The organism is Pseudomonas sp. B23(2017) (assembly GCF_002113725.1).
In the GTDB taxonomy this organism is placed as follows: Bacteria; Pseudomonadota; Gammaproteobacteria; order Pseudomonadales; family Pseudomonadaceae; genus Aquipseudomonas; species Aquipseudomonas putida_Z.
The window spans coordinates 471,951-498,706 of sequence record NZ_NEJM01000002.1 but is presented as its reverse complement, the minus strand read 5'-3'; the positions used below and the strand labels follow the sequence as shown (position 1 = coordinate 498,706).

The following is a 26,756-nucleotide window of genomic DNA, read 5'->3' as shown; positions in this document are numbered from 1 at the left end:
GAATTAGCGAAGCGTTTGCTTCGTTGACAAGCCCATCGTTCCCGATGGCCACGCCACCCTGGGTGCGCGTGTTTATATCCACATGGACGCAGGAGAAACTGCCATGCCAACACCCGCTTACATCAAGATCGAAGGCCAAACCCAAGGCAACATCACCGCAGGCGCCTTCACTTCCGAATCGGTGGGCAACGTGTTCGTCGAAGGCCATGAAGACGAGATTCTGGTGCAGGAAATCAAGCACCAGATCACCGTACCCAAAGACCCGCAAAGCGGCCAACCCACAGGTCAGCGGCTACATAAGCCGTTCATCTTCACCAGTTCGCTGAACAAAGCAACACCCTTGATGTACGCGGCCCTGTCCAGCGGCGAAAGACTGACGACCGTCGAGATCAAGTGGTATCGCACCTCGGTGGAAGGCACGCAAGAGCACTTCTTCACCACCAAGCTGGAAGACGCCACGATTGTGGACATCCAGACCACCTTACCCCATGCACAAAACAAGGAGAACGCTGACTTCACCCAATTGGTCGAGGTTTCGATGGCGTACCGCAAGATTTCTTGGACACATGTAACCGCGGGCACCGAAGGCTCAGACGACTGGCGTAAACCGATCGTCTAACCCGGCTGAGCATCCCTGGCAGGCGCACTCTGCCAGGGGTTTTCGAATTCTCAGACGGCGGATGGACTGCTTATGCCTAGCCAATCTGACTTGCGTTACAGCTTCCAGCCGCTGGTTGGAAAAGCTGAATTCGAAGTGGTGTCGTTCGAACTCCGAGAGGGGATCAGCAAGCCCTTCGAGCTGGAGCTGAAACTCATCAGCTTCGAAAACGATATCGACTTCGGCCACCTGCTCGACAAGCCCGTACTTTTTACCATCTGGGACGGCGAACGCCCGGTGCGTTACGTGCACGGCCTGGTCAGCCGATTCAGCCAGGCTGAAAGCGGCTTCTACCGCACCTACTATCACGCGCTGGTCGAGCCCCAGCTGGCCCGGGCCGACCTACGCTCGAACTGGCGCATCTTCCAGCAGAAGACCGTTCCGCAAATTCTCGAGCTGATGCTCCAGCGCCAGGGCATCAACCAGTACGAACTGCGCGCCAGCATGGACCATCAGGTCCGCGAGTTCTGCGTTCAGGCCGGTGAGACGGACCTGGCGTTCATCGCCCGCCTGGCTGCCGAAGAAGGCTTCGTCTACCGCTTTGCGCACAGTGAAAAGCTGCACAAGCTGATCATTACAGATCGGCTGCAATCATTCGGGTTGATCAGCCATGGGACCATCAAGGCCGAGGATGACGACGAGGGCTTCTTTGATGCCGACGAGCCTGTAGACCCTGACAGCGTGCTGTACCAAGCCACCGGCGGTGGCGATCAAGCCATGCCGTGCCTTCGCCGCTTGCGCTACAGCGAGCAGGTGCGCACCGCTCGCCAGGTTCAGCGCGACTACACCTTTACCAACCCGGCCTACCGCCAGGAACACAGAGCTGCCGGGCCCTTCCTGGAGCATCAGTCCAACGAGTACGAATTCTTCGATTACCCAGGCCGTTACAAACGCGATGCGGTCGGCAAGCCGTTCACTGAAAACCGCATCACTGCGCTGCGCCATGATGTGCGTATTGCCGAGGTCAAGGGTGACGATGTTCGCCTGCAACCGGGCCTGAGCTTCACCCTGACAGGTCACCCACGTGACGACCTCAACGCGCATTGGCGAGTGAACACGGTTACCCACAAAGGCAAACAATTCACCAGCCTGCAGGAAGAAGCCGCTGGCGCAGATGTAAGCACGCACTACGAGCAGACCGCCGTGCTGGTCCCCGGCCGGACCGAATGGCGCCCTGCCCCACTATCAAAACCACGCGTTGATGGCCCGCACATGGCTACCGTGGTCGGCCCGAAGGGAGAAGAGATCTATTGCGATGAGTGGGGCCGGGTGAAGGTCAGCTTTCCCTGGGACCGTGAAAGCCAGAACAACGAGTTCAGCTCCTGCTGGGTGCGTGTATCGCAAGGCTGGGCCGGTGGCAGCTGGGGCGCGATGGCGATCCCGCGCATTGGCCAGGACGTGATCATCCAGTACGTCAACGGTGACCCCGACCAGCCGATGATTACCGGGCGTACCTATTGCGGCGATCAGCTCCCGCCCTACGACCTGCCCGACCACAAGACCCGCATGACCATCAAGAGCCAGACCCACAAGGGGGATGGTTTCAATGAGCTGCGCTTTGAGGACGAACTGGGCAAGGAAGAGGTGTTCATCCATGCCCAGAAGGACCAGAACACCCAGGTCAACAACAACCAGTCTCTCACCGTCGGTGTTGATAGGACCCAGAGCATTGGCCAGGACGAGTCCGTTGCCATCGGCCGCAATCGCCTGCGCGTGGTGAAAGCCAACGACACCCTGAAAGTCGGCGGCGGCAAAAACGACCTCATCGCCGGCGACTACGAGATCGAAGCAGGCAACACCCTGCGCCTCAAGTGCGGCAAGACACTGATCGAGATGCAGGCCAACGGCACGCTCAATATCACCTGCGAGACCTTCAACCTCACCGGGCAACAGACCGGACAGATCAACACGCCCGCAGCGAAGCTCGACCTCAACCCTGAGGGCGGAGCGGCGGGTGCCGCAGCGGATGGACGCGATAGCAGTGCACTGAAAGCCGATGTGGATGGGCATTTCAGGTAGCTGCTTGCACTTGCCCGTACGTAAAGACCTCCTGAAAGGACTCCCGCAATGACGGAATACCTGACTCACGACCTGATCCTCAATCTAGGCGAGGAAGCACCTGAAGACCTCACGCTCAACATGCTGCGCTTTCGTGCCCGAGACACCACGTTGGTAATGGCGCGCAGCCCCGTCGCCAATGACAAGACCCTGGACCAAGCCATCGATGACCAACTGCGGATGCTGCGAAAAAAGTCCGGGGCAATGACCATCACACCCACGAAGATCGCGCGTTTGGGGGGCGGTGAACACTCCGTCGAAGCCCGCGAAATGGCCATTGAATTCAAGGTGGGGGACAAGCCCAATTTCCAGCTCCAGGCCGCCTGCATGATTCCAGGCCAGCACCGGCTGCTGGTGATCAACTACAGCAAGCCAAGCCCTTTGAGCAGCGACGACATCGAGCACTGGCGCGCAATCAAACAACAGCTCCGGTTCACCTGACCCCTTCACCACCCAGGTCAACCTCATTCAGAACTTTTGGAGCTTGCAAGCCATGGCGCAGATCGTTCACGCCGCCCGCATGGGCGATGAAATATTGCATCCGTCCCTGATCGCCGAAATGGTCAGTGCAGTTGCAGAGGCCGTCATTTATGCCGCAGCCACCGCCGCCGTGGCTGCCGCTATCAGCCTGGCCGTTGTCGGTACTGTCGCGACGGGGGGCGCAGCTGGCATCGCCATCGCCGCCGTTGCGGGGGTGGCGGTCGGTGCGATGAGCACCCTTTCGGTCGGTGAAGACCAGACTGTCGGCGATGCCATCTCCCGCTTTTGCGACAGCCTTGGCAACAGCGTGGATGCACCCGACCCCTATGGAAAGATCGAAAGCGGGTCACACAACGTGTTTGTCAACAGCAAGCCCGCCGCTCGCGCAGCCGGTATCACAGGGCCGCCAGGAGGGGGAGCGGCCGATGCAGAGCAAGCAGAGCCTTCGATTCTGGAGAATGTGGGTTCCATGGCCATGGCGGCGGTGCCCTACCTGCTCCCGGTGGTGGGGCTGGGCATGGCGATACGCGACATCTTCAACCCGCCCGTCACCACGCCAAAGGACCCCGGCGCGGAATCCAAAGAGCAGGACAAGATTTCATGCAGCCGCCACCCGCCTCTGCCCGAAAACCATATTGCGCAAGGGTCAGACAAGGTCTTCATCAACGGCCAGCCTGCAGCGCGATCGGGTGACAAGACCACCTGCGATGCCACGATCGATGTGAATGAGAAAGTATCGCCGAATGTGCGCATTGGCGGCGGGACAGCGACGGTTCGGGATATTCGCAATGGCAAGAGCAAGGTTGCGATGTTTACCGGGATCATTGCGGGGATACTCATTTCACGACGTTTTGGGCGCATCAAAGGTTGTAAATTGGGCAACCCCGTTGCGGTCGCCACGGGTAGCAAGTTCCAGGACGGTCCAGAGGATGTTGATTTCAACTTACCTGGCTTGCTGGGAATCCAATGGGCTCGTAGTTACGACAGTAGAGACTTACGCACCGGCGGCCTGTTCGGAAAGGGCTGGAGTGTTCCTTATGAAGTTGAACTGGTCCGCGTCCCGCATCCTGAAGGCGGCGAGTTGTGGATTTACGTCGATGAAGAAGGCAATCGCCTGGAACTCGGGCGCCTGCGCGCCGGCGATGCCTTTGTCAGTGTTGTGGACGGCTTGGCTTTCTTCCAGTTGGAGGATGGCCAAACGGTTGTCGAGGACATTCATGAGGGGCGCTACAAGGTTTTTGATGTCGACCCGCAAGAGCCCAGTCGTTCAAGACTCATCAGGCTGAGCGACCGCAATCTCAATTACGTAGATGTGCTTTACGACAAACAAGGTCGCCTTCAAGCGCTCTATGACAAGTACGGCCAGACGGTTGTCCAGCTTCACTATGATGCTGCGCATGCAAGGCGCGTATGCAAGGTGTCGCGGCTCTTCCTATCAAATAACGGTGAGCCCGCTATCGAGCGGAACGAGCTGCTGGTCAGCTACAGCTATACCGACAGTGGGCAGTTGCAGGAAGTTCTGGATGCGACAGGTCAGGTGGTGCGCCGCTTCAGCTATACCGAAGAGGGCTATCTGAAGCGCCACCAATTGGCTAGCGGCGCCGTCCGCGAGTACGAGTGGGAGCGCTACACCATCCCTGAAAAACGCCCTTTGCCTGTAAGAGCAAATGGCACACCCTATCGCCTGCCACCGTTACTTGAACCGCAACCTGACCACGAATGGCGGGTGGTTCGCCACTGGGGTAGCGATGGGGAGGAGTACAAGTTCGAGTACAACCTCGAAGAAGGCGAAACCCTCGTAACAGACGGACTGGGACGTATAGACCGCTATTTCTGGGGCCCGCTGTACGACGTTTACAAGCATGTCGATGCACTTGGGAACTGCTGGCAAGCAGAGATCGTCGCCGGCCAGTTGGTCAAACGAACTGATCCACAGGGCGGCGAGTGGGGATACAGCTATGACGATATCGGGCGTCTGATCGAGACGCGTGACCCGCTTGGGCGAAGCGAACGCATAAGCTATCTGCGCCACTGGGCTTTGCCCGTTCAGGTCACAGACGGAGCAGGACGTACCCGGCGCTACGGCTACGATGCTCATGGCAATTTGCTGTGGGAGCAGGACCCACTGGGCCGGAGCACGCAGTATCAATACAACCCGGAAGGTCGCGTCACCCGCGTCACCGATGCCCTCGAAAAGACCAAGCACCTGGGTTGGAACACCCGTGGCCAGCTTCTCAGCTATCGCGACTGCAGCAACAACCAGACGCTGTACCACTACGACTTGCATGGCCGCCTGAGCGAAAGCATCAATGCCCGCGGAGAACAGACCCACTTCCGCTATGACGCTCGCGGCTACCTCATAGAAAGCGAACGGCCCGATGGTCGTATCGACCGCTACGAAGTTGATACCGCCGGCCAGCTGACGCGCTACATCGATCCTGCGCAAAAGAAGCTGCAATTTCGCTACGACCGCAGCGGGCGTATGGTCGAACGGCTGGACGCCATGGGTCACAGCGTAAGATTTCGCTATGACGCCTACGGCCGACTGCTACAGCTCACCAACGAGAATAATGAGTCGTATCGCTTTGGTTGGGACAAGCTGGACCGCCTAATCGCGCAGGAAGACCTGGATGGCAGTGGTCGCATTTATGAATACGACGTGCTGGATGGGGTCACCAGCCTCACCCACGTGCCCTCTCCCCATGAACAAGCGCCTTTGTCCGAGAACGCCCCAGCAACTCGAACAACGCCGATTCGCCACGACTTCGAACGTGATGCCGTCGGCCGCCTGCTGAGCAAGCGCACCGAGGATGGCATTACCGACTACAGCTACGACACCGCCGACAACCTGTTGTCCATCACTTTCACAAATAATCAGGGTAAAGAACAGCAGCTTGAATACACCTACGACCCCGCAGGGCAACTGTTGAGCGAAACTAGCAGCGCCGGGCTGTTGCAGTATCTCTACGACGAGTTGGGCAACCTGCAGACGCTCACCCTCCCCGATCAACGCAATATCAATTACCTCTACTACGGCAGTGGGCACCTGCACCAGATCAACCTGGACGGCCGGGTCATTAGTGACTTTGAGCGTGATGCCGTGCATGACGAAGTCATGCGCACCCAAGGCAACCTGATTACGCGCACCCGTTATGACAAAAGCGGGCGCTTGAGTGGCAAGGCAATCCACTACCGCGATGCCCCCGCTGAAGTTCTTCCGTTACTGGACAAAACCTATCGTTATGACGCCAGCGACAACCTTGTCGCCGAAGTGCTGACTCAGACCCAGCGCAAAGGCATGTCCTGCGCTGCCAACGATGAACATGCCGACCTCGAAAAAATAATTGGCCGATTCCACAACCTGCCCCACACAGGCAGAAGCTACTCGGGCAGAAATCGATATGGCTACGATCCCAACGAACAACTTCAGACCGTCCAGCAGTCACGCCCTAACTGGCAGGCGACACAGGTCGAGGACTACAAGTACGACAAGGCCGGAAATATATTCGACGGACCGAAGCTCAACGGCCTGATCAAGCACAACCGTGTCCTCGTTTATCATGATAAGCGTTACCGCTATGACGGCTTTGGCCGCTTATGCGAGAAGCGAATCGGCAGCCATCGAGTGCAGCGCTTCGAGTATGACGCCGAACAGAGACTGGTGTGCATGGTGCAGGAGGGATATGGTGAGGTCGAGCGCATTGTGTTCGGCTACGATCTGCTAGGACGCCGGATAAGCAAGGCCATTTACAAGCAAGGCGAATCCAGGCCGACATTCCAGACACTCTACCACTGGCAGGGGTTGCGCTTGCTACAGGAAATACAGAATGGGCTACCCAGTCTGTATGTCTATGCAAATTCGAGCAGCTACGAGCCAATAGCACGAATAGAGGGAAAACCAACCAAAGAAAAAATACAGTATTATCACACCAACTTGGCCGGGCTACCCGAACAACTAACGGATGAGCATGGCCTTACGCTTTGGCGCAGCGATTATCATGGGCGGGGTAGCACACGCGATGAGTGGCACGATCCACGGCATGGCCGTGAGCAAAACTTACGACATCAAGGACAATACCTTGACCGTGAGACGGGACTGCACTATAACACATTTAGATATTATGACCCTGACGTAGGCTGTTTCACTCAAGTTGACCCTGTAGGCTTGGTGGGGGGGCTGAACTTTTTCCAGTATGCGCCAAATCCACTCAGCTGGATCGATCCACTAGGACTTACATGCTGGCCATCTGCAAGGCGCAAATATTGGAGAGCAGAGGCTAAAGCAGCACCAAAGGGCATGTATTCATCAGTGAATATGTTTAGAATGCGCCTAGGCCTTGCCCCACGGATTCGAGTCAGAGAGTTTCATTTCAAAACCCAAGAGGAAAGAACTAGAAACGTCTCGATCGAGCTAAACCACCGCCACTGGCCTCAACGCGACGGCAAACACATTCACACCCCATACAACCTTGAAAAAGTAACACCTTGGGAGCATGCAGCCAAAGATCCCTACAGACACCCAGGGAGTGAGTTAATTGAGGTACTGCAAGATCTAAGCAATTACAAAGGATTTTAAATGAAACTTTCAGAACTTATGCAGTCCGACACCTACACAACATTCCTTGACGACCTAGACAAGCACATCCCCGAGAAAATAGACAGAAGTTCAAAAGCCCACGAAACCATTATAAATCTAATGGAAAAATGGATGCAACATGCCTCGCTTTCTTGCGAAGACTTGCTGTACATCATATCAAACCACCAAAAACATTTAATTGCCTACATCATAAAAAAACAAGCCACCTACAGAGAGCCAAACGGAGGCAGAGACAATATAATCAATCACGCCCCCAAGGTAAATTTCCCAATCGGCCACACTATTGAATACTACATGATATCGAAAAGAAAAAGCGAACTATCAGAATACATAACAAAGATCCGAATACCCTACCCCAGGCAATACGCAAGGGAAATCGAAAGAATATTCACTGAAACCAAGCCCTCATGACCAAAGTTGCTGTAGCGGGAAAATTCTAACAAATCTCCCCGAGCTGCAATAAGCAACTTCTTGACGCAGCAAAGTCGATTTTTCAGGCATCGATCGCCTCCAAGCCAGGGCCTTGCCCTGGTTCGTGGATGCTGCAGGCGCACCCCACCCTCAGCGCTCAGTAGCTGCTGACGCGCCATCCACAGTATCAATACAACCCGGAAGGTCGTGTTAGCCGCGTCACCGATGCCCTCGAAAAGACCAAGCACCTGGGTTGGAACACCGTGACCATTTGCTCAGCTATCGCGACTGCAGCAACAACCAGACGCTGTACCACTACGACTTGCAGGGTCGCCTGAGCGAAAGCATCAATGCCCGCGGAGAACAGACCCACTTCCGCTATGACGCTCGCGGCTACCTCATAGAAAGCGAACGGCCCGATGGTCGTATCAACCGCTACGAAGTTGATGCCGCCGGCCAGCTGATGCGCTACATCGATCCTGCGCAAAAGAAACTGCAATTTCGCTACAACCGCAGCGGGCGTGTGGTCGAACGGCTGGACGCCTCGGGATAACTCACAATGGTGGCGTAAGTCAGTACGCAGCCGCGACAGGCAAAATGTAGACACATCCAGCCAGATTTTCTAAAGGAGCAAAACCGTGCCCGTAAAATTAATAGAAAGTGAACAACCCATATCCAAAAGTGACTTTCTTGAATTCACAAAATCAATAAATGCACACCCAACAAGTGAATTCATGAACTTTTATCTGACCAATAACGGCGGATTCATTGATGATAAAAAACACACCGAATCCGAGCTTCTTATAAATAGCTTTTTATCGATAAAACATGGTGAAGCCACGATCGAAAACGTCTACAAACAACTAGTCAAAAGCACCCCTTCGCTAGCCGGACTCATACCATTTGCCTATGACGACTGCGGCAACCTATTCCTACTATCAACAAATAACGACGACAATGGCTGCGTTTACCTATGGTTACCAAGCGAGAGCGAGAAATTCCCAATTTCTGATACATTCAATAGCTTTCTTCACATTCTCAGTTCTGCATAAAAGGGCCACCATGAATAACAAAATTTAATAATTCGAAAGATCCTATCTGCAGGCATTAGCCCTGACCTCCCTGCACACTATTGTGCAAATACATGTAGGATAATTAGGGCGAAATGACGATAAACTTCAAACGGAATTTCACCAGCATAAGTGTACGCAACCGGACTTGTCGACCAATGAGATGTCCATGCAGTTCATGCACGAAAAACACCATGGACCTCATCGTCACATCGGCGGAGCACACGAGGCTACCGTGGTCGGCCCGAAGGGAGAAGAGATCTATTGCGATGAGTGGGGCCGAGTAAAGGTCAGCTTTCCCTGGGACCGTGAAAGCCAGAACAACGAGTTCAGCTCCTGTTGGGGCGGGTATCCTAAGGCTAGGCCGGTAGCTGCTGGGGCTTGATGAGGAGCTCGGAGACCACACCCCACACCTCGTCCGAGTATTCATAACGCTTTGCCATCACAGAATGCCTTTCCGTCGATGCGGGGGGACTCTGCAAAGTTTCAGCGTTCGAGGGGCGGTGATTGGGTTACTTGGGATTTCGTACAAAGCCTGGAAAGGCCCGAATGCCCATGGATCCTGATGGATCTGACTGAAACGAAAAAAGACGCCGAAGCGTCTTTTTTCAATGATTTACAGACTTCCATGGAACCCTGTAAATCTATATTTGGAGCGGGAAACGAGACTCGAACTCGCGACCCCGACCTTGGCAAGGTCGTGCTCTACCAACTGAGCTATTCCCGCGTCGTGATGGGTGCCATTCTAGCGATTTCTAAAATAGCGTCAACCCCTTGATTCAAAAAAACTTTTATTTCTGCTCAGAGCCTTCGCGCAGGTGCGGCCAGGCGGCCAGCAGGTAGTGCACCATCGACCACAGTGTCAGCCCCGCCGCCACCAGCAGCAGCGCGTAGCCGAGGATTACCCAGAAGGTCACCGCTGGCGGGTTGCCCAGCAGGATCACCAGCGCCAGCATCTGCGCCGCGGTTTTCCACTTGCCGAGGTTGGACACCGCCACATGCGCGCGCGCGCCCAGTTCGGCCATCCACTCGCGCAGCGCCGAAACCACGATCTCGCGGCCGATGATCACCGCGGCCGGCAGGGTCAGCCAGAAGTTGGCGTGGGTCTGCACCAGCAGCACCAGGGCCACCGCCACCATCAGCTTGTCGGCCACAGGGTCGAGGAAGGCACCGAACGGCGTGCTCTGCTGCAAGCGGCGCGCCAGGTAGCCATCCAGCCAGTCGGTGGCGGCGGCAACGGCGAACACGCTGCTGGCGGCCATGTAGCTCCAGTGATAGGGCACATAGAACAGCAGGATGAAGATCGGGATGAGCAGGACGCGTAGAACGGTGAGCAGGTTTGGAATATTCATCGGTACGACTGGCCGCAAGTTGAGCCCGCATTCTACTCGCTATGCAGGCTGGCATAAATCGACTCGGCAAGCTTTTTACTGATGCCGGGTGCTTTGGCGATTTCATCGACACTGGCGCGGTTGAGCTCCTGCAGGCCGCCGAAATGTTTCAGCAGGTCGCGCCGGCGCTTGGGCCCTACCCCGGCCACATCCTCCAGGCTGGACACCCGGCGGGCCTTGCCGCGGCGGGCGCGGTGGCCGGTGATGGCGAAACGGTGGGCCTCGTCGCGGATCTGCTGGATCAGGTGCAAGGCCGGTGAGTCGCCCTTGAGGGTGAACTCATGGTGCACGTCGTTCAGGTACAGGGTTTCGAAACCGGCCTTGCGCGTCACGCCCTTGGCCACGCCAAGCAGGGTCAGGTCGCTGAAGCCCAGCTCCTGCATCACGTCACGGGCCATGTTCAGCTGGCCTTTGCCGCCGTCCACCAGCAGCACGTCGGGCAGCTTGCCCTCGCCATCCTTGATGCGCCCGTATCGGCGGGTCAGGGCCTGGTGCATGGCGGCGTAGTCGTCACCAGCGGTGACGCCTTCGATGTTGAAGCGGCGGTAGTCGGACTTGAGCGGGCCTTCGGGGCCGAACACCACGCAGCTGGCCACGGTGGCTTCGCCGCTGGAATGGCTGATGTCGTAACACTCCAGGCGCTGCGGCACCTCGTCCAGGCCCAGCACCTCGGCCAGGGCCTCGAAACGTGCGGCCATGTGCTGGCGGTTGGCCAGGCGCGCATTGAGCGCCTGCTCGGCGTTGGTCACCGCCAGCTGCTGCCAGCGGGCGCGGGTACCGCGTACCCGGTGGCTGATGGTCAGCTCGCGGCCACGCAGGGTCTGCAGGGCTTCGCTGATGGCGGCGAAGTCTTCGTGCACCACGTTGACGATCAGTTCGCCCGGCAATTCGCGCTCGGCATTGCCCAGGTAGTACTGGGAAAGGAACGCGGCCATCACTTCGGCCACCTCCTCCTCGATGCCTACCTGCGGGAAGAAGTTCTTGCTGCCCAGCACCCGCCCGCCACGCACGCTGATCAGGTGCACGCAGGCGCCACCGGGGTTGACGAAGGCGGCGATGACGTCGACGTCGCCGCTGCCGCCTTCGATGTACTGCTGGTCCTGAACGCGGCGCAGCAAGGCGATCTGGTCGCGCAACTCGGCGGCCTTCTCGAAATTGAGGGCCATGGCGGCCTTCTCCATCTCGGCATTGAGCTCGTTGCCCAGTTGCTGGCTACGCCCTTCGAGGAACATCACCGAGTGGCGCACGTCCTCGGCATATTCCTCGGCGGTCACCAGGCCCGTGCAGGGCCCTTTGCAGCGTTTGATCTGGTACTGCAGGCATGGCCGGGTGCGGTTGGCGTAGTAGCTGTCTTCGCACTGGCGCACCGAAAATGCCTTTTGCAGCAGGCTGAGGCTTTCGCGAATGGCGCCGGCGCTGGGGTACGGGCCAAAGTAGCGGCCCTTGGCCTTCTTCGCCCCACGGTGAATGCCCAGCCGCGGAAACTCGCCGTCGGAAAGGAACACGTAGGGGTAGGATTTGTCATCGCGCAGCAGGATGTTGTACGGCGGCCGCCACTCCTTGATCAGGTTCTGCTCCAGCAGCAGCGCCTCGGTTTCGTTGGCGGTGATGGTGGTTTCGACCTGGGCGATGCGGGCCACCAGCGCGGCGGTCTTGGGCGCCAGGCCGGTCTTGCGGAAATAGCTGGCCAGGCGCTTCTTGAGGTTCTTGGCCTTGCCCACGTAAAGCAGCCGGGCTTCGCCGTCGAACATCCGGTAGACGCCCGGGCGACCACTGCAGGTAGCCAGGAATGCGCTGGCATCGAAAACTTGGGACATGAGGTTTTACAGGCTTGCGTCGACCATACCGTGGCGAACGGCCAGCAAGGTCAGTTCGACGTCGCTGGTGACCGAGAGTTTTTCAAAGATCCGATAACGGTAAGTATTGACGGTCTTGGGCGAGAGGCACAACTTGTCGGAGATGATCTGCACTTTCTGGCAGCCGACGATCATCAGGGCAATCTGGATTTCCCGCTCCGACAAGGCATCGAACGGCGAACCCTGTGGCTGGAATGGCTTCAGCGCCATCTGCTGGGCAATCTGGGGGCTGATGTAGCGCTGGCCGGCGAAGGCCAGGCGGATGGCCTGGACCATTTCGTCAAGGCCGGCACCCTTGGTCAGGTAGCCAGCAGCGCCGGCCTGCAGCAGGCGCGTGGGGAACGGGTCTTCCTCGCACACGGTCACGGCAACCACCTTGATGTCCGGGTGGCTGCGCAGCAGCTTGCGGGTGGCCTCCAGGCCGCCGATGCCGGGCATTTTCACGTCCATCAGCACCACATCCGGCTTCAGTTCACGGGCCAGCCTGAGCGCCGACTCGCCCGAATCGCCCTCACCCACCACCTGCAGGCCATCGATGTCGGCCAGCATGCGTGTAATACCGGTTCGTACCAGATCGTGATCGTCGACCACTAAGACCCTAATCAAGCACACACCTCGTCAGCAGGGCGATTGGATCCCGCCACCTTAACAAAATTTTTCACGGCGGACCTAACGCATTCCTTCTGTCAGAAACACCTGACGTTCAACCGTAAGCGGCCTCACTGTCTGCCGGGATTTGTCGTTGTTGGTCAAACGCCGCAACAAGTGCCAGAGTGCCGCCTGATCGTCGCACGATAACTGCCGGAAAGCCCCCAGCAAACCGGACTCATCGGCGCTCAGCCCCTCGAGCGGTGCCGGGGTGCGGATACCGCTGAGCACATAGAGTGCATCCACGCCCCGGGTTGCCAATGCCGCCAGGTAATCGACCCGCGGCGAGCGTTCACCACTCTCGTATTTGCCCTGGGCATTGGGTTCGACCCCGCCGATATCGCCAAACACGCGCTGGGTCATCCCCAGACGCTCACGCTCTTCCCGCAGCCGCGGACCGATTCCATTCATGGGGGTCTCCTTATCCCTGATCACACTCATGTACGGCCTACCCACCTGCAGGCGGCCGTGAACGCCTGAGGTCACTATGCCGATGCTCACCAGTCGCGACAAGCCATCATTGAGCTATTAGTCGATCGTGCGCTGCATGCGCACAAAGCATTCGTCCTCACCCATTTCGGCGAAGCCGTGGCGCTGGTAGAGCACGCGCGCCGGGTTGCTGCGAAACACCATCAGCCGCAGCAGCGGCAGGTGCCGCTGGCGGGCCCACAGTGCCAACTGCTCCAGCACCCAGCTGCCGACCCCACGCCCACGGTGCTCGGGTAGCAGGTGCAACTCGCGGATGAACAGCGCCTGGCGGTCCTGGCTGAGGCTGCAGAAGCCGAGTACCGCGTCGCCTTCGGTCACCAGCCACTGCTCGCGCCAGCCCCAGGCTTCGTCGAAGGCTTCCTCTAGCCACAGCAGGTCGTATTCGCGGTAGTACGGCAGCATCGCGCGGCGCGTGAGGTCGCGGGCGAAGGTGCGGTGGGTGTCGTTGGCGGGGGTTAGTTGTAGAGGCATGGGTTCTCTGGTCTGGCAGCTCTTGCACTGTCGTTTGTAGGAGCGGCCTTGTGTCGCGACAGGGCTGCACAGCAGCCCCGGGATTTCGGCATGGAGCCATTATTGCCGGGGCCGCTCTGCGGCCCTGTCGCTACACAAGGCCGCTCCTACAGGGGTCAGCACAGTCCCGATAAATCATTATCGCTCATTGGGCGTAGCACACGGGCGAACTGCCGGGCCCACGGCGATCCAGTTCGTCCTCCAGCCATTCGGCCAACACCCGGGCATTGTTGTGCTCGGTATCCTTGCCCGCATAAAGCAATGTCAGCGTGCCCTTTCCGGCCAGGTCCAGCAGCGGATACCAGTGCTCGGGGTGGGCCGCCAGCTCTTGCTGGTAACGCTTGGTGAAGCCGGCGAAATCCACTTCACCCTGGTGAAACGCCTTGCGCAACTCATCCGAGGGTGCAACTTCGCGCAACCACTGCCCGTGCAGGTCTTCCTTGCGCTTGTTACGCGGCCAAAGGCGATCGACCAGCACGCGCTGACCGTCGTCTTGCTCAACCGCATCGTAGACACGCTTGCAGCGAATCATGGGTTTCTCCTGCCACTACCGTCCGTCTTGAGCCTAGATAAATCATTGATCGAGGTCACGGCCGGGTTACGAATTGTTTCTATGCTCAAGGCCTTCGGCACCCTTGCCCCCCGACCGGAGCCACCATGGCAACCCCTTCACTGGCCAGCCTGCCGCAACTGGCCCAACTCGATGCCCGCCCGCAACTTGCCCACAAGCCCGGGCGAGCCACCCTGGTGTTGTTCTTCGGCCTGCTGCTGGCCGGTATCGCCTACACCGCCTGGAGCCTGAAGCAGGATGTGACTGCCAGCGGCACGGTAATCACTACGGTCACACCATTCCTGCTGCTGGGCCTGGCGTTGTTGATTGCCCTGGGCTTCGAGTTCGTCAATGGCTTCCATGACACCGCCAACGCAGTGGCCACCGTCATCTACACCCACTCGTTGCCTGCCCCCGTCGCCGTGGTCTGGTCCGGGCTGTGCAACTTCCTCGGTGTGCTGCTTTCCAGCGGCGCGGTGGCGTTCGGGATCATCGCCCTGCTGCCGGTGGAGCTGATTCTGCAGGTCGGCTCCTCGGCCGGCTTCGCCATGGTCTTCGCCCTGCTGCTGGCGGCGATCATCTGGAACCTCGGCACCTGGTGGCTGGGCCTGCCGGCCTCATCCTCGCACACCCTGATCGGTTCGATCATCGGCGTGGGCGTGGCCAATGCGCTGATGCACGGGCGCGACGGTACCAGCGGCGTGGACTGGGCCCAGGCCAGCAAGGTCGGTTATGCCCTGCTGTTCTCGCCACTGATCGGCTTTGCCTGTGCCGCCCTGTTGCTGCTGGCCCTGCGCGCGCTGGTCAAGCGCAAGGCGCTGTACCAGGCGCCGGAAGGCCAGACACCACCACCGTGGTGGATTCGCGGCGTACTGATCCTGACCTGCACCGGGGTGTCCTTTGCCCACGGCTCCAACGACGGCCAGAAAGGCATGGGCCTGATCATGCTGATTCTGGTTGGCACCCTGCCGATGGCTTACGCATTGAACAAGACCATGCCCAATGAACAGGCCTTGCAGTTTTCCGCGGTCGCCGAGGTAACCCGCCAGGCACTGGTACGCGGCGCCCCACAAGCGGCACCGGCCGACCCACGCCAGGTGCTGACCACGTTCATTGCCGAGCCCAGGGCCAACCCGCAACTGATACCGGCGCTGGCGGCACTGACCGGCATGATCGGCGAAGAGGTCAAAGGTTATGGCTCGCTCAAGCGGGTACCGGCCGAAGCCATGGCCAACGTGCGCAACGACATGTACCTGACCAGCGAAGCCATCCGCCTGATCGAGAAGAACCAGCTGGTGGTGTTCGACGCAGGCACTCGCAGCCAGGTGCTGCTGTTCAAGACCCAGCTGGACGACGCCACCCGCTACATCCCGCTGTGGGTGAAAGTGGCCGTGGCCATCGCACTGGGGCTGGGCACCATGGTCGGCTGGCGGCGCATCGTGGTGACGGTAGGCGAGAAGATCGGCAAGGCCCACCTCAGCTATGCCCAAGGGGCTTCGGCCGAAGTAGTGGCAATGTGCACCATTGGTGCGGCGGACATGTTCGGGTTGCCGGTGTCGACCACCCACGTGCTGAGTTCCGGGGTGGCCGGGACCATGGTGGCCAACGGGTCGGGAATACAGAAGCGCACGCTGGTCAACCTGCTGATGGCCTGGGTGCTGACCTTGCCGGCAGCGATGCTGTTGGCCGGCAGCCTGTACTGGCTGCTGCACCACATTTTCTGAAAAGCTGGAATACGCCCCTTGTAGGAGCGGCCTTGTGTCGCGAAAGGGCTGCAAGGCAGCCCCGGCGAATTATGCATCAGTGCTGAAATCCCGGGGCCGCCTTGCGGCCCTTTCGCGACACAAGGCCGCTTCTACAATGGCCGGTGCATGCACATAAGGCCAGTGTTGCCTGATCAGCCTGGGATTTTCAGGCCCCGCTGCACGGCCGGCCGCTCGAGGAACGCCGCCAGCACCCGCTGCACTTCCTTGAACTGATCGAAGCCGACCAAATCTCGGGCGTTGTAACGCTCAACCAGGTTACGCACCCACGGGAAGATCGCGATATCGGCAATGCTGTACTCGTCGACCATCCATTCCCGGCCTTTCAGATGCCGGTCCAGAACACCGAGCAGGCGCTTGGACTCGTTGACATAACGGTCCCGCGGGCGCTTGTCCTCGTATTCCTTGCCAGCAAAGAAATGGAAGAACCCGACCTGGCCGAACATCGGCCCGATGCCACCCATCTGGAACATCAGCCACTGCAAGGTCTGGTAACGCTGGGCCGGGTCCTGGCTGAGCAACTGGCCGCTCTTCTCCGCCAGGTACTGCAGGATCGCTCCCGACTCGAACAGTGGCAGCGGCTGGCCGCCCGGGCCATTGGGGTCGAGGATGGCGGGGATCTTGTTGTTGGCGCTGAGCGAGATGAACTCGGGGCTCAGCTGGTCATCGTTGTCGAAGCTGACCTTGTGCGGCTCATAGGCCAGGCCTATCTCTTCGAGCATGATCGACACCTTGACGCCGTTGGGCGTCGGCAGCGAATACAGCTGCAGGCGCTCGGGGTGTCTGGCGGGCCACTTGCGGGTAATGGGGAAAGCACTGAGATCGGTCATGATCAACCTTGCCTGGGGAATGAACCTCTCACTCTAGAGACATCCCCGGCCGCTGACCATCACCGACCACTCATCAGCACCGGCGGCTCAGGCCTGGCCGTGGGCCTTGAGCTTGAGCTTTTCGGTATCGACGCGAACGAACACCGAGTCGGCAGTCACTGTCAGCACATCGTCGGCCCAGACTTCGCAGAGCACCCGGGTCTTGCGACCTACTTCACCTTCCACACGCGCCTTGAGCAACAATTCGACGCCCATGGGTGTGGGCTTGAGGTAGTTCAGGCCAAGGCTGCCAGTGACACAGTCGATGCGCGGCAGGCTGCCCGCTTCGCGACCTTCGTTGCGGTAGTGGTAAGCCATCGCCGTCCAGTTGGAGTGGCAGTCGACCAGCATCGCCAGCAGCCCGCCGTAGACCAGGCCGGGCCAGCCGATGAAGGTGCTGTCAGGCGCGTGCCGGCACACCAGGTGGATGCCGTCGTCGTCCCAGTGGCTTTGCAGGTGCAGGCCGCTGGGGTGGGAGCAACCGCAGCCGTAGCAAGTGCCGTCGGGGGCGGCGAGGGCCTGGAGGGAAAGGGAGTGGTCGTTCATACGCTTCCTGTGCTTATTGATATGGGGGGCGCGCAACGCCCCCACATTAAAGCAGAAACATCAGGCCGTCTGGGCGACCACCCTGGCGCGCCGCTGGGTCAGCGAAACCAGCAGGATGAACGCGGTCACCCCGGCGGTCATCAGCGTCTCGTAGCGGTAGGCATCGCTGAACAGCATGTAGCCCAGCACCATGACGATGGTGCCGATCACCAGCCAGGTCAGCCATGGGAACAGCCACATCTTCAGTTCCAGCGGCCGCCCTTCACGCTCGGCACGGGCCCGCATGCGCAGCTGCGAAACGGCAATCACCAGGTACACCAGCAAGGCGATGGCGCCGGTGGTGGACAGCAGGAAGCCGAATACCTTGCCCGGGAACACATAGTTGACGAAGCACCCGGCAAAGCCGGCCAGGGTCGAGAAGATGACCGCCACGGTCGGTACGCCAGAGCCGGAAATACGCTTGGTAACGCTCAGCGCCTGGCCGCGGGCACCCAGCGAATAGAGCATGCGCGACGCGGTGTACAGGCCCGAGTTCATGCAGCTGGTCACGGCCACCAGCACCACGATATCCACCAGCAGCTTGGCGCCCGGCACGTTCAGCACTTCCAGCACGCGCTGGAACGAACCCACTGCTTTCAGGCCCGGGTCGTTCCATGCCACCAGCGATACCACCAGGAAGATCGACGCCAGGTAGAAGATGGCGATGCGGTACACCACCAGGTTGGTAGCGCGGCGGATCTTGTCTTTAGGGTTGGCGGTTTCGTCAGCGGCAATGGTGACGATTTCGGCACCGAAGAACGAGAAGATGGTGATCAGCACGCCACCGAGCACGGTGCCGAAACCGTTGGGCATGAAGCCGCCGTTATCCCACAACCGGCTGACCCCGGACACCTCGGCCAGCGGCCAGACGCCGAACACCGCCAGGCTGCAGACCACGATGAAGGCGATGATCGCCACCACCTTGACCAGCGCGAACCAGTACTCGAAGGCACCGAAGTTCTTCACGCTGATCAGGTTGGTACCCGACAGCACCAGCATGATCAGGAAGGCGAACAGCCACGACGGCACACCAGGGAAGTAGGCATGCAGGATGTCGGCGCCGGCAATGGCCTCGACCGGAATGATCAGTACCCAGAACCACCAGTACAGCCAGCCGATGGTAAAGCCCGCCCAAGGGCCGATGGCTTCGGAGGCATAGGTGGAAAACGAGCCGCTGTTGGGGTTGGCGATGGCCATTTCGCCCAGCATGCGCATCACCAGCAAGACCAGCAGGCCGGTCATGGCGTAGGAGATGAGGATGGCCGGGCCGGCGGTGGCAATGGCGTTGGAGGAGCCGATGAACAGGCCGGCACCGATGATGCCGGCGATGGAGATCATGGATACCTGACGGGACGTCAGACCGTGCTGCAGGGAGCGCTGTTTGTTGTTGTGTAGCGAAGCCATGAAGAACCCTCGAATGGGTCGGCCGCAGCGGGGCGGCTGAAGACTGGAGCAGAATTCTTATAAATTTCTGATGTTCGTTGTTGTTGTTTTGCAGATGCCGGAAGCGGGTACTGACCTCCTCTTCGCACGACCGGTTGTAATCGTTGATCCAGGTCAGTATTAATCTATAGGCCGGGGTCAACAAACGACCTTTTCGAAACACATGATTCCGTTACGGAATGAACTCCTTCCTTTTTTGCTCGGTATTTGCCCGTCATGTCCAAACGCCTGATGCCTTCGACCACCGCCCTTCAGTGCTTCGAAGCGGCCGCCCGCCACCTCAGCTTCACCCGCGCGGCCCAGGAACTGCACCTGACCCAGAGCGCCGTCAGCAAGCAGGTGGCACAGCTCGAGGACATGCTGTCGCACTCGCTGTTCCAGCGAATTCGCCGGCGCCTGCACCTGACCCCGGCAGGCGCGCTGTACCTCACCGAAGTGAACAAGATCCTCACCCAGATCGATATTTCCAGCCGCTACATCCTCAGCTACGGCGATGAGACCGAAGTGCTGCGCATCGCCACCCAGCCCACCTTCGGCGCGCGCTGGCTGGTACCCCGGCTGAAGGGTTTTGGCGACCGCTACCCGCGTATTCACCTGGATATCCGCAATGAGCTGGAGCCGTTCGACCTGGTGCAGGCCAAGGCCGACATTGCGTTTTTCTTCGGCCAGGGCACCTGGCCCGGGGCAACCTGCATCGAGCTGTTCAGCGAGGAAGTGGTGCCGGTGTGCAGCCCGCAGCTGCTGGCCAACCACCGGTTCGACAGCGCCCAGGCACTGACCGAACACCGCCTGCTGCAGTGCGTGTCGCGCCCGGAGGCCTGGCACGAATGGTTCCTGGGGCTGGGGCTGCATAGCCAGAACAGCTACCACGGGCCCCGCTTCGACACGTTCTACCTGTGCATCCGCGCAGCCATTGCCGGCTGCGGTATCGCCCTGATTCCGCGCTACCTGGTGGCCGAAGAGCTGAGCGAGGGCAAGCTGGTGGTGGCCTGGGACCACCCGGTGGCGAGCAATGGCCGGCACTTCATCGCCCATGCCGAGCATGCGGCCGAAGTGCCCAAGGTCAGGGCCTTCGTGCAGTGGATTCGGGAGCGGGTGGCCGAGGGGGAGTGATATCACCTGGGCGGGCCTCTTCGCGGGTAAACCCGCTCCCACAGGGATCGCACACCTTTCAAGCGTGGCGCCGTACCTGTGGGAGCGGGTTCACCCGCGAAGAGGCCAGTGCCAGCAATACAAAATCAGCCAAGATCAAGAATCCAGGGAATGACCGCAATCGAATAATTCGTTTGCGGAATAACCTGCCAACACGCTTGGATAATAAGAAATTCGAACAAAGGTCCGCGTGCCCATGAACCAGGAAAGTATCAGCCAATCCATTGCCATCGTTCACCCGATCACACTTTCCCATGGCCGTAATGCCGAAGTCTGGGACACCGACGGCAAACGTTACATCGACTTCGTCGGCGGTATCGGTGTACTCAACCTGGGCCACTGCAACCCGGCCGTGGTCGAGGCGATCCAGGCCCAGGCCGCTCGCCTGACCCACTACGCCTTCAACGCAGCCCCCCACGGCCCATACCTGGCGCTGATGGAACAACTGAGCCAATTCGTACCGGTCAGCTACCCATTGGCCGGCATGCTCACCAACAGCGGCGCGGAAGCTGCGGAAAACGCCCTGAAAGTGGCCCGTGGTGCCACCGGCAAACGCGCCATCATCGCCTTCGACGGCGGCTTCCACGGTCGCACCCTGGCCACCCTGAACCTCAACGGCAAGGTCGCCCCGTACAAGCAGCGGGTCGGTGAACTGCCGGGGCCGGTGTACCACCTGCCCTACCCCAGCGCCGACACCGGGGTTACCTGCGAACAGGCCCTCAAGGCCATGGACCGCCTGTTCAGCGTCGAGCTGGCAGTGGAGGACGTGGCGGCGTTCATCTTCGAGCCGGTACAGGGCGAAGGCGGCTTCCTCGCCCTTGACCCAGCCTTCGCCCAGGCTCTGCGCCGCTTCTGCGACGAGCGCGGCATCCTGATCATCATCGACGAGATCCAGTCGGGCTTCGGCCGCACCGGCCAGCGCTTCGCCTTCCCGCGTCTGGGCATCGAGCCCGACCTGCTGCTGTTGGCCAAGAGCATTGCCGGCGGCATGCCGCTGGGTGCGGTGGTCGGGCGCAAGGAGTTGATGGCAGCACTGCCCAAGGGTGGCCTGGGTGGCACCTACTCAGGCAACCCGATCGCCTGCGCAGCGGCCCTGGCCAGCCTGGCGCAGATGACCGACGAGAACATCGCTACCTGGGGTGAGCGCCAGGAGCAGGCAATCGTGCGCCGCTTCGAGCATTGGAAGGCCTCGGGTCTGAGCCCGTTCATCGGCCGCCTGACCGGCGTCGGCGCCATGCGCGGGATCGAGTTCGTCAATGCCGACGGCAGCCCGGCACCGGCGCAACTGGCCAAGGTGATGGAAGCGGCGCGGGCCAAGGGCCTGTTGCTGATGCCCAGCGGCAAGGCGCGGCACATCATCCGCCTGCTGGCACCGCTGACCATCGAGGCCGCAGTGCTCGAGGAAGGCCTGGATATCCTCGAGCAGTGCCTGGCGGAGCTGGGCTCCTGAGAGGAACGGGGGCTTAAAGACCCAGTTCCTGCGGGGTGAGCATGTCGGACTCGAAGGCAATCCAGCCGCCTTCGAGTTCGGCGTGGCCGTTGACGATCGGGCCGTAGTAGGTCAGGCCGTTCTCCAGGGTCACGCAGATGTGCGTGGCGTTCTTTTCGGGGGCTGCGAGCGTACCGACGAAATGCACCTTCTTCAGCGTTTCGGTCACCGCTTCCAGGCCAACGCGCATGTTGGGGTTTTCCGAGGCCTCGGCGTCGCCGCCACGGTCTTCGGCGCTGACGGTGATGGTGGCGATGTACGGGTACTTGGTGCTCAAGCGGGTTACCTCTGTGGGTGTGTAGGCGTATGGGCGCGTAGAGTACGGCAGGTGATCTCTATTGTCTCTACCGGCCTCTTCGCGGGTAAACCCGCTCCTACAGTGACCGCACATTGCCCAAGGCCTGCGCAGTACTTGTGGGAGCGGGTTTACCCGCGAAGAGGCCGGGCCTGCAAAAGGTGATCTGAATGCCCCCGATCTGTTAGGGTGCCCGCCGATGCACGCCACACCACACGAGGATCCCGAGTGAGCGCCGAAGAACCCCTGATCGCCGACCTGTTCGAGGTCGACAAACGCCTGTCCCTCAAGCCCGTGGTGGACTTCAACAGCTACCTGCGCAACGCCTTCGGCGAAGGCCCGTGCCGTTGCCATCGCTGCACCGAAGGTGGCGACCAAGGCACCTACAGCCACGCCCACACCTTCACCTTCGATGGCCGCCAATGGCACCGTCGCTTCGCCAGCACCTCCGGCAGCGACGTCGCCCAGGCCCTGAAAAAGGCTTGGCTGTCGTACACCAAGGCCGATCTCAACCTGATCGGCGCACTGGACCTGGCCACCCTCAAGACCTTCACCGAAGCCGCCCTGCACACGCGCCTGCTGGCCCTGCTGCCTGCCAGCGGCCTGGCCCGCGAAGTGGATGGCCAGTGGCTGCTGCAAGCCCAGGCCGACTGACGGCCCGGCGGTAAAGCAGGATTCTCCCGTTCTGCTACCGTGGGAGAATCCGCTCATCCGCAGGTAGTCCGCCATGGCCCGTACAACGCCCATCGAGCTGTACCGCAATATCGGTATCGTCGCCCACGTGGACGCCGGCAAGACCACGACCACCGAGCGGATCCTGTTCTACACCGGGGTCAACCACAAGATGGGCGAAGTGCACGATGGTGCCGCGACCATGGACTGGATGGCCCAGGAGCAGGAGCGTGGCATCACCATCACCTCGGCGGCGACCACTGCCTTCTGGCAGGGCTCGACCAAGCAGTTCGCCCACAAGTACCGCTTCAACATCATCGACACCCCGGGCCACGTCGACTTCACCATCGAGGTGGAGCGCTCGCTGCGCGTGCTCGATGGCGCGGTAGTGGTGTTCAGCGGCGCGGACGGGGTCGAACCGCAGTCCGAGACCGTATGGCGCCAGGCCAACAAGTACCATGTGCCGCGCCTGGCCTACATCAACAAGATGGACCGCCAGGGCGCCGACTTCCTGCGCGTGGTCAAGCAGATCGACCAGCGCCTGGGCCACCATCCGGTGCCGATCCAGCTGGCCATCGGCAGCGAAGAGAATTTCATCGGCCAGATCGACCTGGTGAAGATGAAGGCCATCTATTGGAACGATGCCGACCAGGGCACCAGCTACCGCGAAGAAGACATCCCTGCCGAGCTGCAGGCGCTCGCCGACGAGTGGCGCGCGCACATGGTCGAGGCAGCGGCCGAGGCCGATGACGAGCTCACCATGAAGTTTCTCGATGGCGAGGAACTGAGTATCGACGAGATCAAGGCCGGCCTGCGCAAACGCACCCTGAACAACGAGATCGTGCCGACCATCCTCGGCTCGTCGTTCAAGAACAAGGGCGTGCCGCTGATGCTCGACGCGGTCATCGACTACCTCCCCGCCCCGTCGGAGATCCCGGCCATCAAGGGCACCGACCCGGATGACGAAGAAAAGCACCTGGAGCGACACGCTGTCGACAGCGAGCCGTTCTCGGCCCTGGCATTCAAGATCGCCACCGACCCGTTCGTCGGCACCCTGACCTTCGCCCGGGTCTACTCCGGCGTGCTCAGCTCCGGCAACGCGGTACTCAACTCGGTAAAGGGCAAGAAGGAACGCATCGGCCGCATGGTGCAGATGCATGCCAACCAGCGGGCTGAAATCAAGGATGTGTGCGCCGGCGACATCGCCGCGCTGATCGGCATGAAGGACGTGACCACCGGCGACACCCTGTGCGACATGGACAAGCCGATCATCCTCGAACGCATGGACTTCCCCGACCCGGTAATTTCCGTGGCGGTGGAGCCCAAGACCAAGGCCGACCAGGAAAAAATGGGCATCGCCCTGGGCAAGCTGGCCCAGGAAGACCCGTCATTCCGCGTGCGCACCGACGAGGAGACCGGCCAGACCATTATCTCGGGCATGGGCGAGTTGCACCTGGACATCATCGTCGACCGCATGCGCCGCGAGTTCAACGTGGAGGCCAACATCGGCAAGCCGCAGGTGGCCTACCGCGAGAAAATCCGCAACACCTGCGAGATCGAGGGCCGCTTCGTCCGCCAGTCCGGCGGCCGAGGCCAGTACGGCCACTGCTGGATCCGCTTCGCCCCCGGCGACGAGGGCAAGGAAGGCCTGGAGTTCATCAACGAGATCGTTGGCGGCGTGGTCCCACGCGAATACATCCCGGCTATCCAGAAAGGCATCGAGGAGCAGATGAAGAACGGCGTGCTGGCCGGCTACCCGCTGATCAACCTGAAGGCGGCGGTGTTCGACGGCTCGTACCACGATGTCGACTCGAACGAAATGGCCTACAAGATCGCCGCCTCTATGGCCACCAAGCAGCTGTCGCAGAAAGGTGGGGCGGTGTTGCTGGAGCCGGTGATGAAGGTGGAAGTGGTGACCCCGGAGGAGTACCAGGGTGACATCCTCGGCGACCTGAGCCGGCGCCGCGGGATGATCCAGGACGGTGACGAAACGCCGGCCGGCAAGGTGATCCGTGCCGAGGTGCCGCTGGGCGAGATGTTCGGCTACGCCACCTCGATGCGCTCCATGACCCAGGGCCGGGCCAGCTTCTCGATGGAGTTCACCCGTTATGCCGAGGCACCGGCGAGCATTGCCGATGCCATCGTCAAGAAGAACCGCGGGGAGTGATTCGTTCGCCTGTGCTGGCCTCTTCGCGGCTAAAGCCGCTCCCACAGGGAATGCATACCCCCTGTAGGAGCGGCTTTAGCCGCGAATAGGCCGGCACAGGCAACAACCCTTCTCAGTGCTGCTCCCCAGCCCGCTTCAGCAGCTTCTTGCAACGCTCGGACAGATGCACTACCCGCAACTGCTTGCCCGCCCTCGCATACCGCTCCCGCAACGTCTTCAACGCCGCAATCGCCGAATAATCGACAAAGCTCAAATGCTGGCAATCCAGGGTCACCTTGGCCGGGTCGTTAGCCGGGTCGAACTGGTTCAGGAACACCGTAGTCGAGGCAAAGAACAGCGTGCCATGCACCTGGTAATGCTTGCCCTCCTCCGCATCCTCATGGCTGTCGGCATACAGCTCCCGCGCATGCTGCCAGGCAAAGTTCACCGCCGCGATGACGATGCCGAACAGCACCGCCACCGCCAGGTCGGTGAGCACCGTCACCACGGTCACGGCAATGATCGCCAGCACATCGCTCAGCGGCACCTTGTGCAGCACCCGCAACGACGCCCAGGCGAAGGTCTGCTGCGCCACCACGAACATCACCCCGACCAGCGCCGCCAGCGGAATACGCTCGATCAGCGGCGACAGGAACAGCACGAACAGCAGGACCATCACCCCGGCCACCACACCTGACAGCCGGCCACGGCCATTGGAGCTGAGGTTGATCACCGTCTGGCCGATCATCGCGCAACCACCCATGCCACCGCACAGGCCGGAAACCATGTTGGCCGCGCCCAGCGCCACGCACTCGCGGTCGGGGTAGCCACGGCTCTCGGTGATTTCATCGGTCAGGTTGAGCGTGAGCAGGGTTTCCAGCAGGCCGACCATGGCCATCAGCACCGCGTAGGGGGCGATGATCTTCAGGGTCTCGAGGTTCCACGGCACGTCCGGCAGGGCCAGCTGCGGCAAGCCACCGGCGATGCGCGCCATGTCGCCCAGGGTGCGCGTGGGCAGGCCGAGCAGGTACACCAGCAAACCAACGCCAAGGATCGCCACCAGCGCTGGCGGCACCGCACGGGTCAACTTCGGCAGCACGTAGACTACCGCCATGGTCAGCGCCACCAGGCCGATCATCAGGTACAGCGGCGTACCGCCGAGCCAGTGCCCGCCCTCTTTGAAGTGCTCCAGCTGGGCCATGGCAATGACGATCGCCAGGCCGTTGACGAAGCCGAGCATCACCGGGTACGGCACCAACCGCACCAGCTTGCCCAGGCGCAGCAAGCCGAACAGGATCATCACCACGCCGCCCAGCAAAACCGTGGCCAGCAGGTACTGCGCACCGTGCTGCACCACCAGCGCAACGATTACCACCGCCATCGAGCCGGCGGCCCCGGAAATCATCCCCGGTCGACCACCGAACAGCGCCGTCAAGGTGCAGATGATGAAGGCGCCATACAGGCCCATCAGCGGGTTGAGGTGAGCCACCAGGGCAAAGGCGATGCACTCGGGCACCAGGGCGAATGAGGTGGTCAGGCCGGCGAGCACGTCGGCGCGAAGTCGGGCGGGTTTCATGGGCATCCTGTGGTGCAGTCCGGATGGACGGATCGAAAACAAGCGGGC

The 26,756-nt window shown here is 60.5% G+C and carries 23 protein-coding genes, 1 tRNA gene and 1 pseudogene; 13 read left to right on the top strand and 12 right to left on the bottom strand.

The window, feature by feature from the left end:
- Positions 1 to 103: 103 nt before the first annotated feature.
- From CAG46_RS05575 to CAG46_RS29285, 8 genes and pseudogenes are all read left to right on the top strand, one after another.
- On the top strand, positions 104 to 619 hold the full coding sequence (locus tag CAG46_RS05575) for an Hcp family type VI secretion system effector (RefSeq protein ID WP_085614398.1): 516 nt from the start codon (positions 104 to 106) through the stop codon (positions 617 to 619).
- Positions 620 to 691: 72 nt separating this feature from the next.
- Positions 692 to 2,677: a type VI secretion system Vgr family protein gene (locus tag CAG46_RS05570; RefSeq protein WP_085614399.1), complete on the top strand. Its 1,986-nt coding sequence runs from the start codon at positions 692 to 694 to the stop codon at positions 2,675 to 2,677.
- 48 nt (positions 2,678 to 2,725) lie between these two features.
- Entirely contained in the window at positions 2,726 to 3,157 is a 432-nt protein-coding gene (locus tag CAG46_RS05565; protein WP_025339904.1) for a DcrB-related protein, read from the top strand.
- A gap of 52 nt (positions 3,158 to 3,209) precedes the next feature.
- The gene (locus tag CAG46_RS05560; protein ID WP_256575054.1) at positions 3,210 to 7,772 is read left to right on the top strand and encodes an RHS repeat-associated core domain-containing protein; all 4,563 of its coding nucleotides are present in this window, start codon (positions 3,210 to 3,212) and stop codon (positions 7,770 to 7,772) included.
- The gene (locus tag CAG46_RS28865) at positions 7,773 to 8,204 is read left to right on the top strand and encodes a hypothetical protein (RefSeq protein ID WP_178080679.1); all 432 of its coding nucleotides are present in this window, start codon (positions 7,773 to 7,775) and stop codon (positions 8,202 to 8,204) included.
- A 253-nt stretch (positions 8,205 to 8,457) separates the two neighbouring features.
- On the top strand, positions 8,458 to 8,757 hold the full coding sequence (locus tag CAG46_RS05550; RefSeq protein ID WP_085614400.1) for an RHS repeat domain-containing protein: 300 nt from the start codon (positions 8,458 to 8,460) through the stop codon (positions 8,755 to 8,757).
- An 85-nt stretch (positions 8,758 to 8,842) separates the two neighbouring features.
- The gene (locus tag CAG46_RS05545) at positions 8,843 to 9,256 is read left to right on the top strand and encodes an SMI1/KNR4 family protein (RefSeq protein ID WP_085614401.1); all 414 of its coding nucleotides are present in this window, start codon (positions 8,843 to 8,845) and stop codon (positions 9,254 to 9,256) included.
- Positions 9,257 to 9,485: 229 nt separating this feature from the next.
- A pseudogene (locus CAG46_RS29285) lies at positions 9,486 to 9,617 on the top strand (hypothetical protein); the annotation flags it as partial.
- A 308-nt stretch (positions 9,618 to 9,925) separates the two neighbouring features.
- Here CAG46_RS29285 and CAG46_RS05540 read toward each other — a convergent pair.
- The 7 genes from CAG46_RS05540 to CAG46_RS05510 all read right to left on the bottom strand — a co-directional run bounded on the left by CAG46_RS05540 (position 9,926) and on the right by CAG46_RS05510 (position 14,700).
- Positions 9,926 to 10,001: transfer RNA gene (locus CAG46_RS05540), tRNA-Gly, on the bottom strand.
- A gap of 64 nt (positions 10,002 to 10,065) precedes the next feature.
- Positions 10,066 to 10,626 (bottom strand): CDP-diacylglycerol--glycerol-3-phosphate 3-phosphatidyltransferase, encoded by a 561-nt coding sequence (gene pgsA, locus CAG46_RS05535; protein ID WP_025339908.1) that lies wholly within the window; start codon positions 10,624 to 10,626, stop codon positions 10,066 to 10,068.
- Between the two features lie 32 nt (positions 10,627 to 10,658).
- Positions 10,659 to 12,482, bottom strand: coding sequence for an excinuclease ABC subunit UvrC (gene uvrC / locus CAG46_RS05530; protein ID WP_013973365.1), 1,824 nt, complete (start codon positions 12,480 to 12,482; stop codon positions 10,659 to 10,661).
- Between the two features lie 6 nt (positions 12,483 to 12,488).
- Positions 12,489 to 13,127, bottom strand: coding sequence for a UvrY/SirA/GacA family response regulator transcription factor (gene uvrY, locus CAG46_RS05525; protein WP_015271036.1), 639 nt, complete (start codon positions 13,125 to 13,127; stop codon positions 12,489 to 12,491).
- Positions 13,128 to 13,190: 63 nt separating this feature from the next.
- Positions 13,191 to 13,580: a helix-turn-helix domain-containing protein gene (locus tag CAG46_RS05520; RefSeq protein WP_025339909.1), complete on the bottom strand. Its 390-nt coding sequence runs from the start codon at positions 13,578 to 13,580 to the stop codon at positions 13,191 to 13,193.
- A 117-nt stretch (positions 13,581 to 13,697) separates the two neighbouring features.
- A complete protein-coding gene (locus tag CAG46_RS05515; protein ID WP_085614402.1) occupies positions 13,698 to 14,129 on the bottom strand; it encodes a GNAT family N-acetyltransferase in 432 nt (143 codons plus the stop codon).
- Between the two features lie 184 nt (positions 14,130 to 14,313).
- On the bottom strand, positions 14,314 to 14,700 hold the full coding sequence (locus tag CAG46_RS05510) for a DUF488 domain-containing protein (RefSeq protein ID WP_085614403.1): 387 nt from the start codon (positions 14,698 to 14,700) through the stop codon (positions 14,314 to 14,316).
- 125 nt (positions 14,701 to 14,825) lie between these two features.
- Here CAG46_RS05510 and CAG46_RS05505 point away from each other — a divergent pair, with 125 nt between their 5' ends.
- Complete coding sequence (locus tag CAG46_RS05505) at positions 14,826 to 16,442, top strand: inorganic phosphate transporter (RefSeq protein WP_085614404.1); 1,617 nt, start codon at positions 14,826 to 14,828, stop codon at positions 16,440 to 16,442.
- Between the two features lie 173 nt (positions 16,443 to 16,615).
- On the opposite strand, the gene CAG46_RS05500 is transcribed toward CAG46_RS05505, so the two are convergent.
- The 3 genes from CAG46_RS05500 to CAG46_RS05490 all read right to left on the bottom strand — a co-directional run bounded on the left by CAG46_RS05500 (position 16,616) and on the right by CAG46_RS05490 (position 19,339).
- Entirely contained in the window at positions 16,616 to 17,311 is a 696-nt protein-coding gene (locus CAG46_RS05500) for a glutathione S-transferase N-terminal domain-containing protein (RefSeq protein WP_085614405.1), read from the bottom strand.
- Between the two features lie 87 nt (positions 17,312 to 17,398).
- Positions 17,399 to 17,896 carry a PaaI family thioesterase gene (locus CAG46_RS05495; protein ID WP_085614406.1) on the bottom strand — a complete coding sequence of 166 codons (498 nt, stop codon included), beginning with the start codon at positions 17,894 to 17,896 and terminating at the stop codon, positions 17,399 to 17,401.
- Positions 17,897 to 17,956: 60 nt separating this feature from the next.
- Complete coding sequence (locus tag CAG46_RS05490) at positions 17,957 to 19,339, bottom strand: amino acid permease (RefSeq protein ID WP_025339914.1); 1,383 nt, start codon at positions 19,337 to 19,339, stop codon at positions 17,957 to 17,959.
- A gap of 255 nt (positions 19,340 to 19,594) precedes the next feature.
- Between CAG46_RS05490 and gcvA the strand changes: the two genes are divergently transcribed.
- Together gcvA and CAG46_RS05480 are read left to right on the top strand one after the other, a co-directional pair.
- A complete protein-coding gene (gcvA, locus tag CAG46_RS05485; RefSeq protein WP_085614407.1) occupies positions 19,595 to 20,491 on the top strand; it encodes a transcriptional regulator GcvA in 897 nt (298 codons plus the stop codon).
- A 235-nt stretch (positions 20,492 to 20,726) separates the two neighbouring features.
- Positions 20,727 to 21,980 carry an aspartate aminotransferase family protein gene (locus tag CAG46_RS05480; protein ID WP_085614408.1) on the top strand — a complete coding sequence of 418 codons (1,254 nt, stop codon included), beginning with the start codon at positions 20,727 to 20,729 and terminating at the stop codon, positions 21,978 to 21,980.
- A gap of 13 nt (positions 21,981 to 21,993) precedes the next feature.
- Here the strand turns inward: CAG46_RS05480 and CAG46_RS05475 are convergent, their stop codons facing one another.
- Positions 21,994 to 22,296, bottom strand: coding sequence for a hypothetical protein (locus CAG46_RS05475; protein WP_013973376.1), 303 nt, complete (start codon positions 22,294 to 22,296; stop codon positions 21,994 to 21,996).
- 246 nt (positions 22,297 to 22,542) lie between these two features.
- On the opposite strand from CAG46_RS05475, the gene CAG46_RS05470 reads away from it, so the two are divergent.
- Positions 22,543 to 22,968, top strand: a complete 426-nt coding sequence (locus tag CAG46_RS05470; RefSeq protein ID WP_039613107.1) for a hypothetical protein — start codon at positions 22,543 to 22,545, stop codon at positions 22,966 to 22,968.
- Between the two features lie 73 nt (positions 22,969 to 23,041).
- Positions 23,042 to 25,153 carry an elongation factor G gene (fusA, locus tag CAG46_RS05465; protein WP_085614409.1) on the top strand — a complete coding sequence of 704 codons (2,112 nt, stop codon included), beginning with the start codon at positions 23,042 to 23,044 and terminating at the stop codon, positions 25,151 to 25,153.
- Between the two features lie 112 nt (positions 25,154 to 25,265).
- On the opposite strand, the gene CAG46_RS05460 is transcribed toward fusA, so the two are convergent.
- Positions 25,266 to 26,708, bottom strand: a complete 1,443-nt coding sequence (locus CAG46_RS05460; RefSeq protein WP_025339918.1) for a SulP family inorganic anion transporter — start codon at positions 26,706 to 26,708, stop codon at positions 25,266 to 25,268.
- Positions 26,709 to 26,756: the final 48 nt, after the last annotated feature.

Bases quoted from the DNA above. Each gene is read 5' to 3' on its own strand.
- CAG46_RS05500 (WP_085614405.1), bottom strand. From the start codon at position 17,311: ATGACCGATCTCAGTGCTTTCCCCATTACCCGCAAGTGGCCCGCCAGA.
- CAG46_RS05495 (WP_085614406.1), bottom strand. From the start codon at position 17,896: ATGAACGACCACTCCCTTTCCCTCCAGGCCCTCGCCGCCCCCGACGGC.
- pgsA (WP_025339908.1), bottom strand. From the start codon at position 10,626: ATGAATATTCCAAACCTGCTCACCGTTCTACGCGTCCTGCTCATCCCG.
- CAG46_RS05510 (WP_085614403.1), bottom strand. From the start codon at position 14,700: ATGATTCGCTGCAAGCGTGTCTACGATGCGGTTGAGCAAGACGACGGT.
- CAG46_RS05490 (WP_025339914.1), bottom strand. From the start codon at position 19,339: ATGGCTTCGCTACACAACAACAAACAGCGCTCCCTGCAGCACGGTCTG.
- CAG46_RS05460 (WP_025339918.1), bottom strand. From the start codon at position 26,708: ATGAAACCCGCCCGACTTCGCGCCGACGTGCTCGCCGGCCTGACCACC.
- CAG46_RS05505 (WP_085614404.1), top strand. From the start codon at position 14,826: ATGGCAACCCCTTCACTGGCCAGCCTGCCGCAACTGGCCCAACTCGAT.
- CAG46_RS05515 (WP_085614402.1), bottom strand. From the start codon at position 14,129: ATGCCTCTACAACTAACCCCCGCCAACGACACCCACCGCACCTTCGCC.
- gcvA (WP_085614407.1), top strand. From the start codon at position 19,595: ATGTCCAAACGCCTGATGCCTTCGACCACCGCCCTTCAGTGCTTCGAA.
- CAG46_RS05520 (WP_025339909.1), bottom strand. From the start codon at position 13,580: ATGAATGGAATCGGTCCGCGGCTGCGGGAAGAGCGTGAGCGTCTGGGG.
- uvrC (WP_013973365.1), bottom strand. From the start codon at position 12,482: ATGTCCCAAGTTTTCGATGCCAGCGCATTCCTGGCTACCTGCAGTGGT.
- fusA (WP_085614409.1), top strand. From the start codon at position 23,042: ATGGCCCGTACAACGCCCATCGAGCTGTACCGCAATATCGGTATCGTC.
- CAG46_RS28865 (WP_178080679.1), top strand. From the start codon at position 7,773: ATGAAACTTTCAGAACTTATGCAGTCCGACACCTACACAACATTCCTT.
- CAG46_RS05560 (WP_256575054.1), top strand. From the start codon at position 3,210: ATGGCGCAGATCGTTCACGCCGCCCGCATGGGCGATGAAATATTGCAT.
- CAG46_RS05565 (WP_025339904.1), top strand. From the start codon at position 2,726: ATGACGGAATACCTGACTCACGACCTGATCCTCAATCTAGGCGAGGAA.
- CAG46_RS05570 (WP_085614399.1), top strand. From the start codon at position 692: ATGCCTAGCCAATCTGACTTGCGTTACAGCTTCCAGCCGCTGGTTGGA.
- CAG46_RS05575 (WP_085614398.1), top strand. From the start codon at position 104: ATGCCAACACCCGCTTACATCAAGATCGAAGGCCAAACCCAAGGCAAC.
- CAG46_RS05480 (WP_085614408.1), top strand. From the start codon at position 20,727: ATGAACCAGGAAAGTATCAGCCAATCCATTGCCATCGTTCACCCGATC.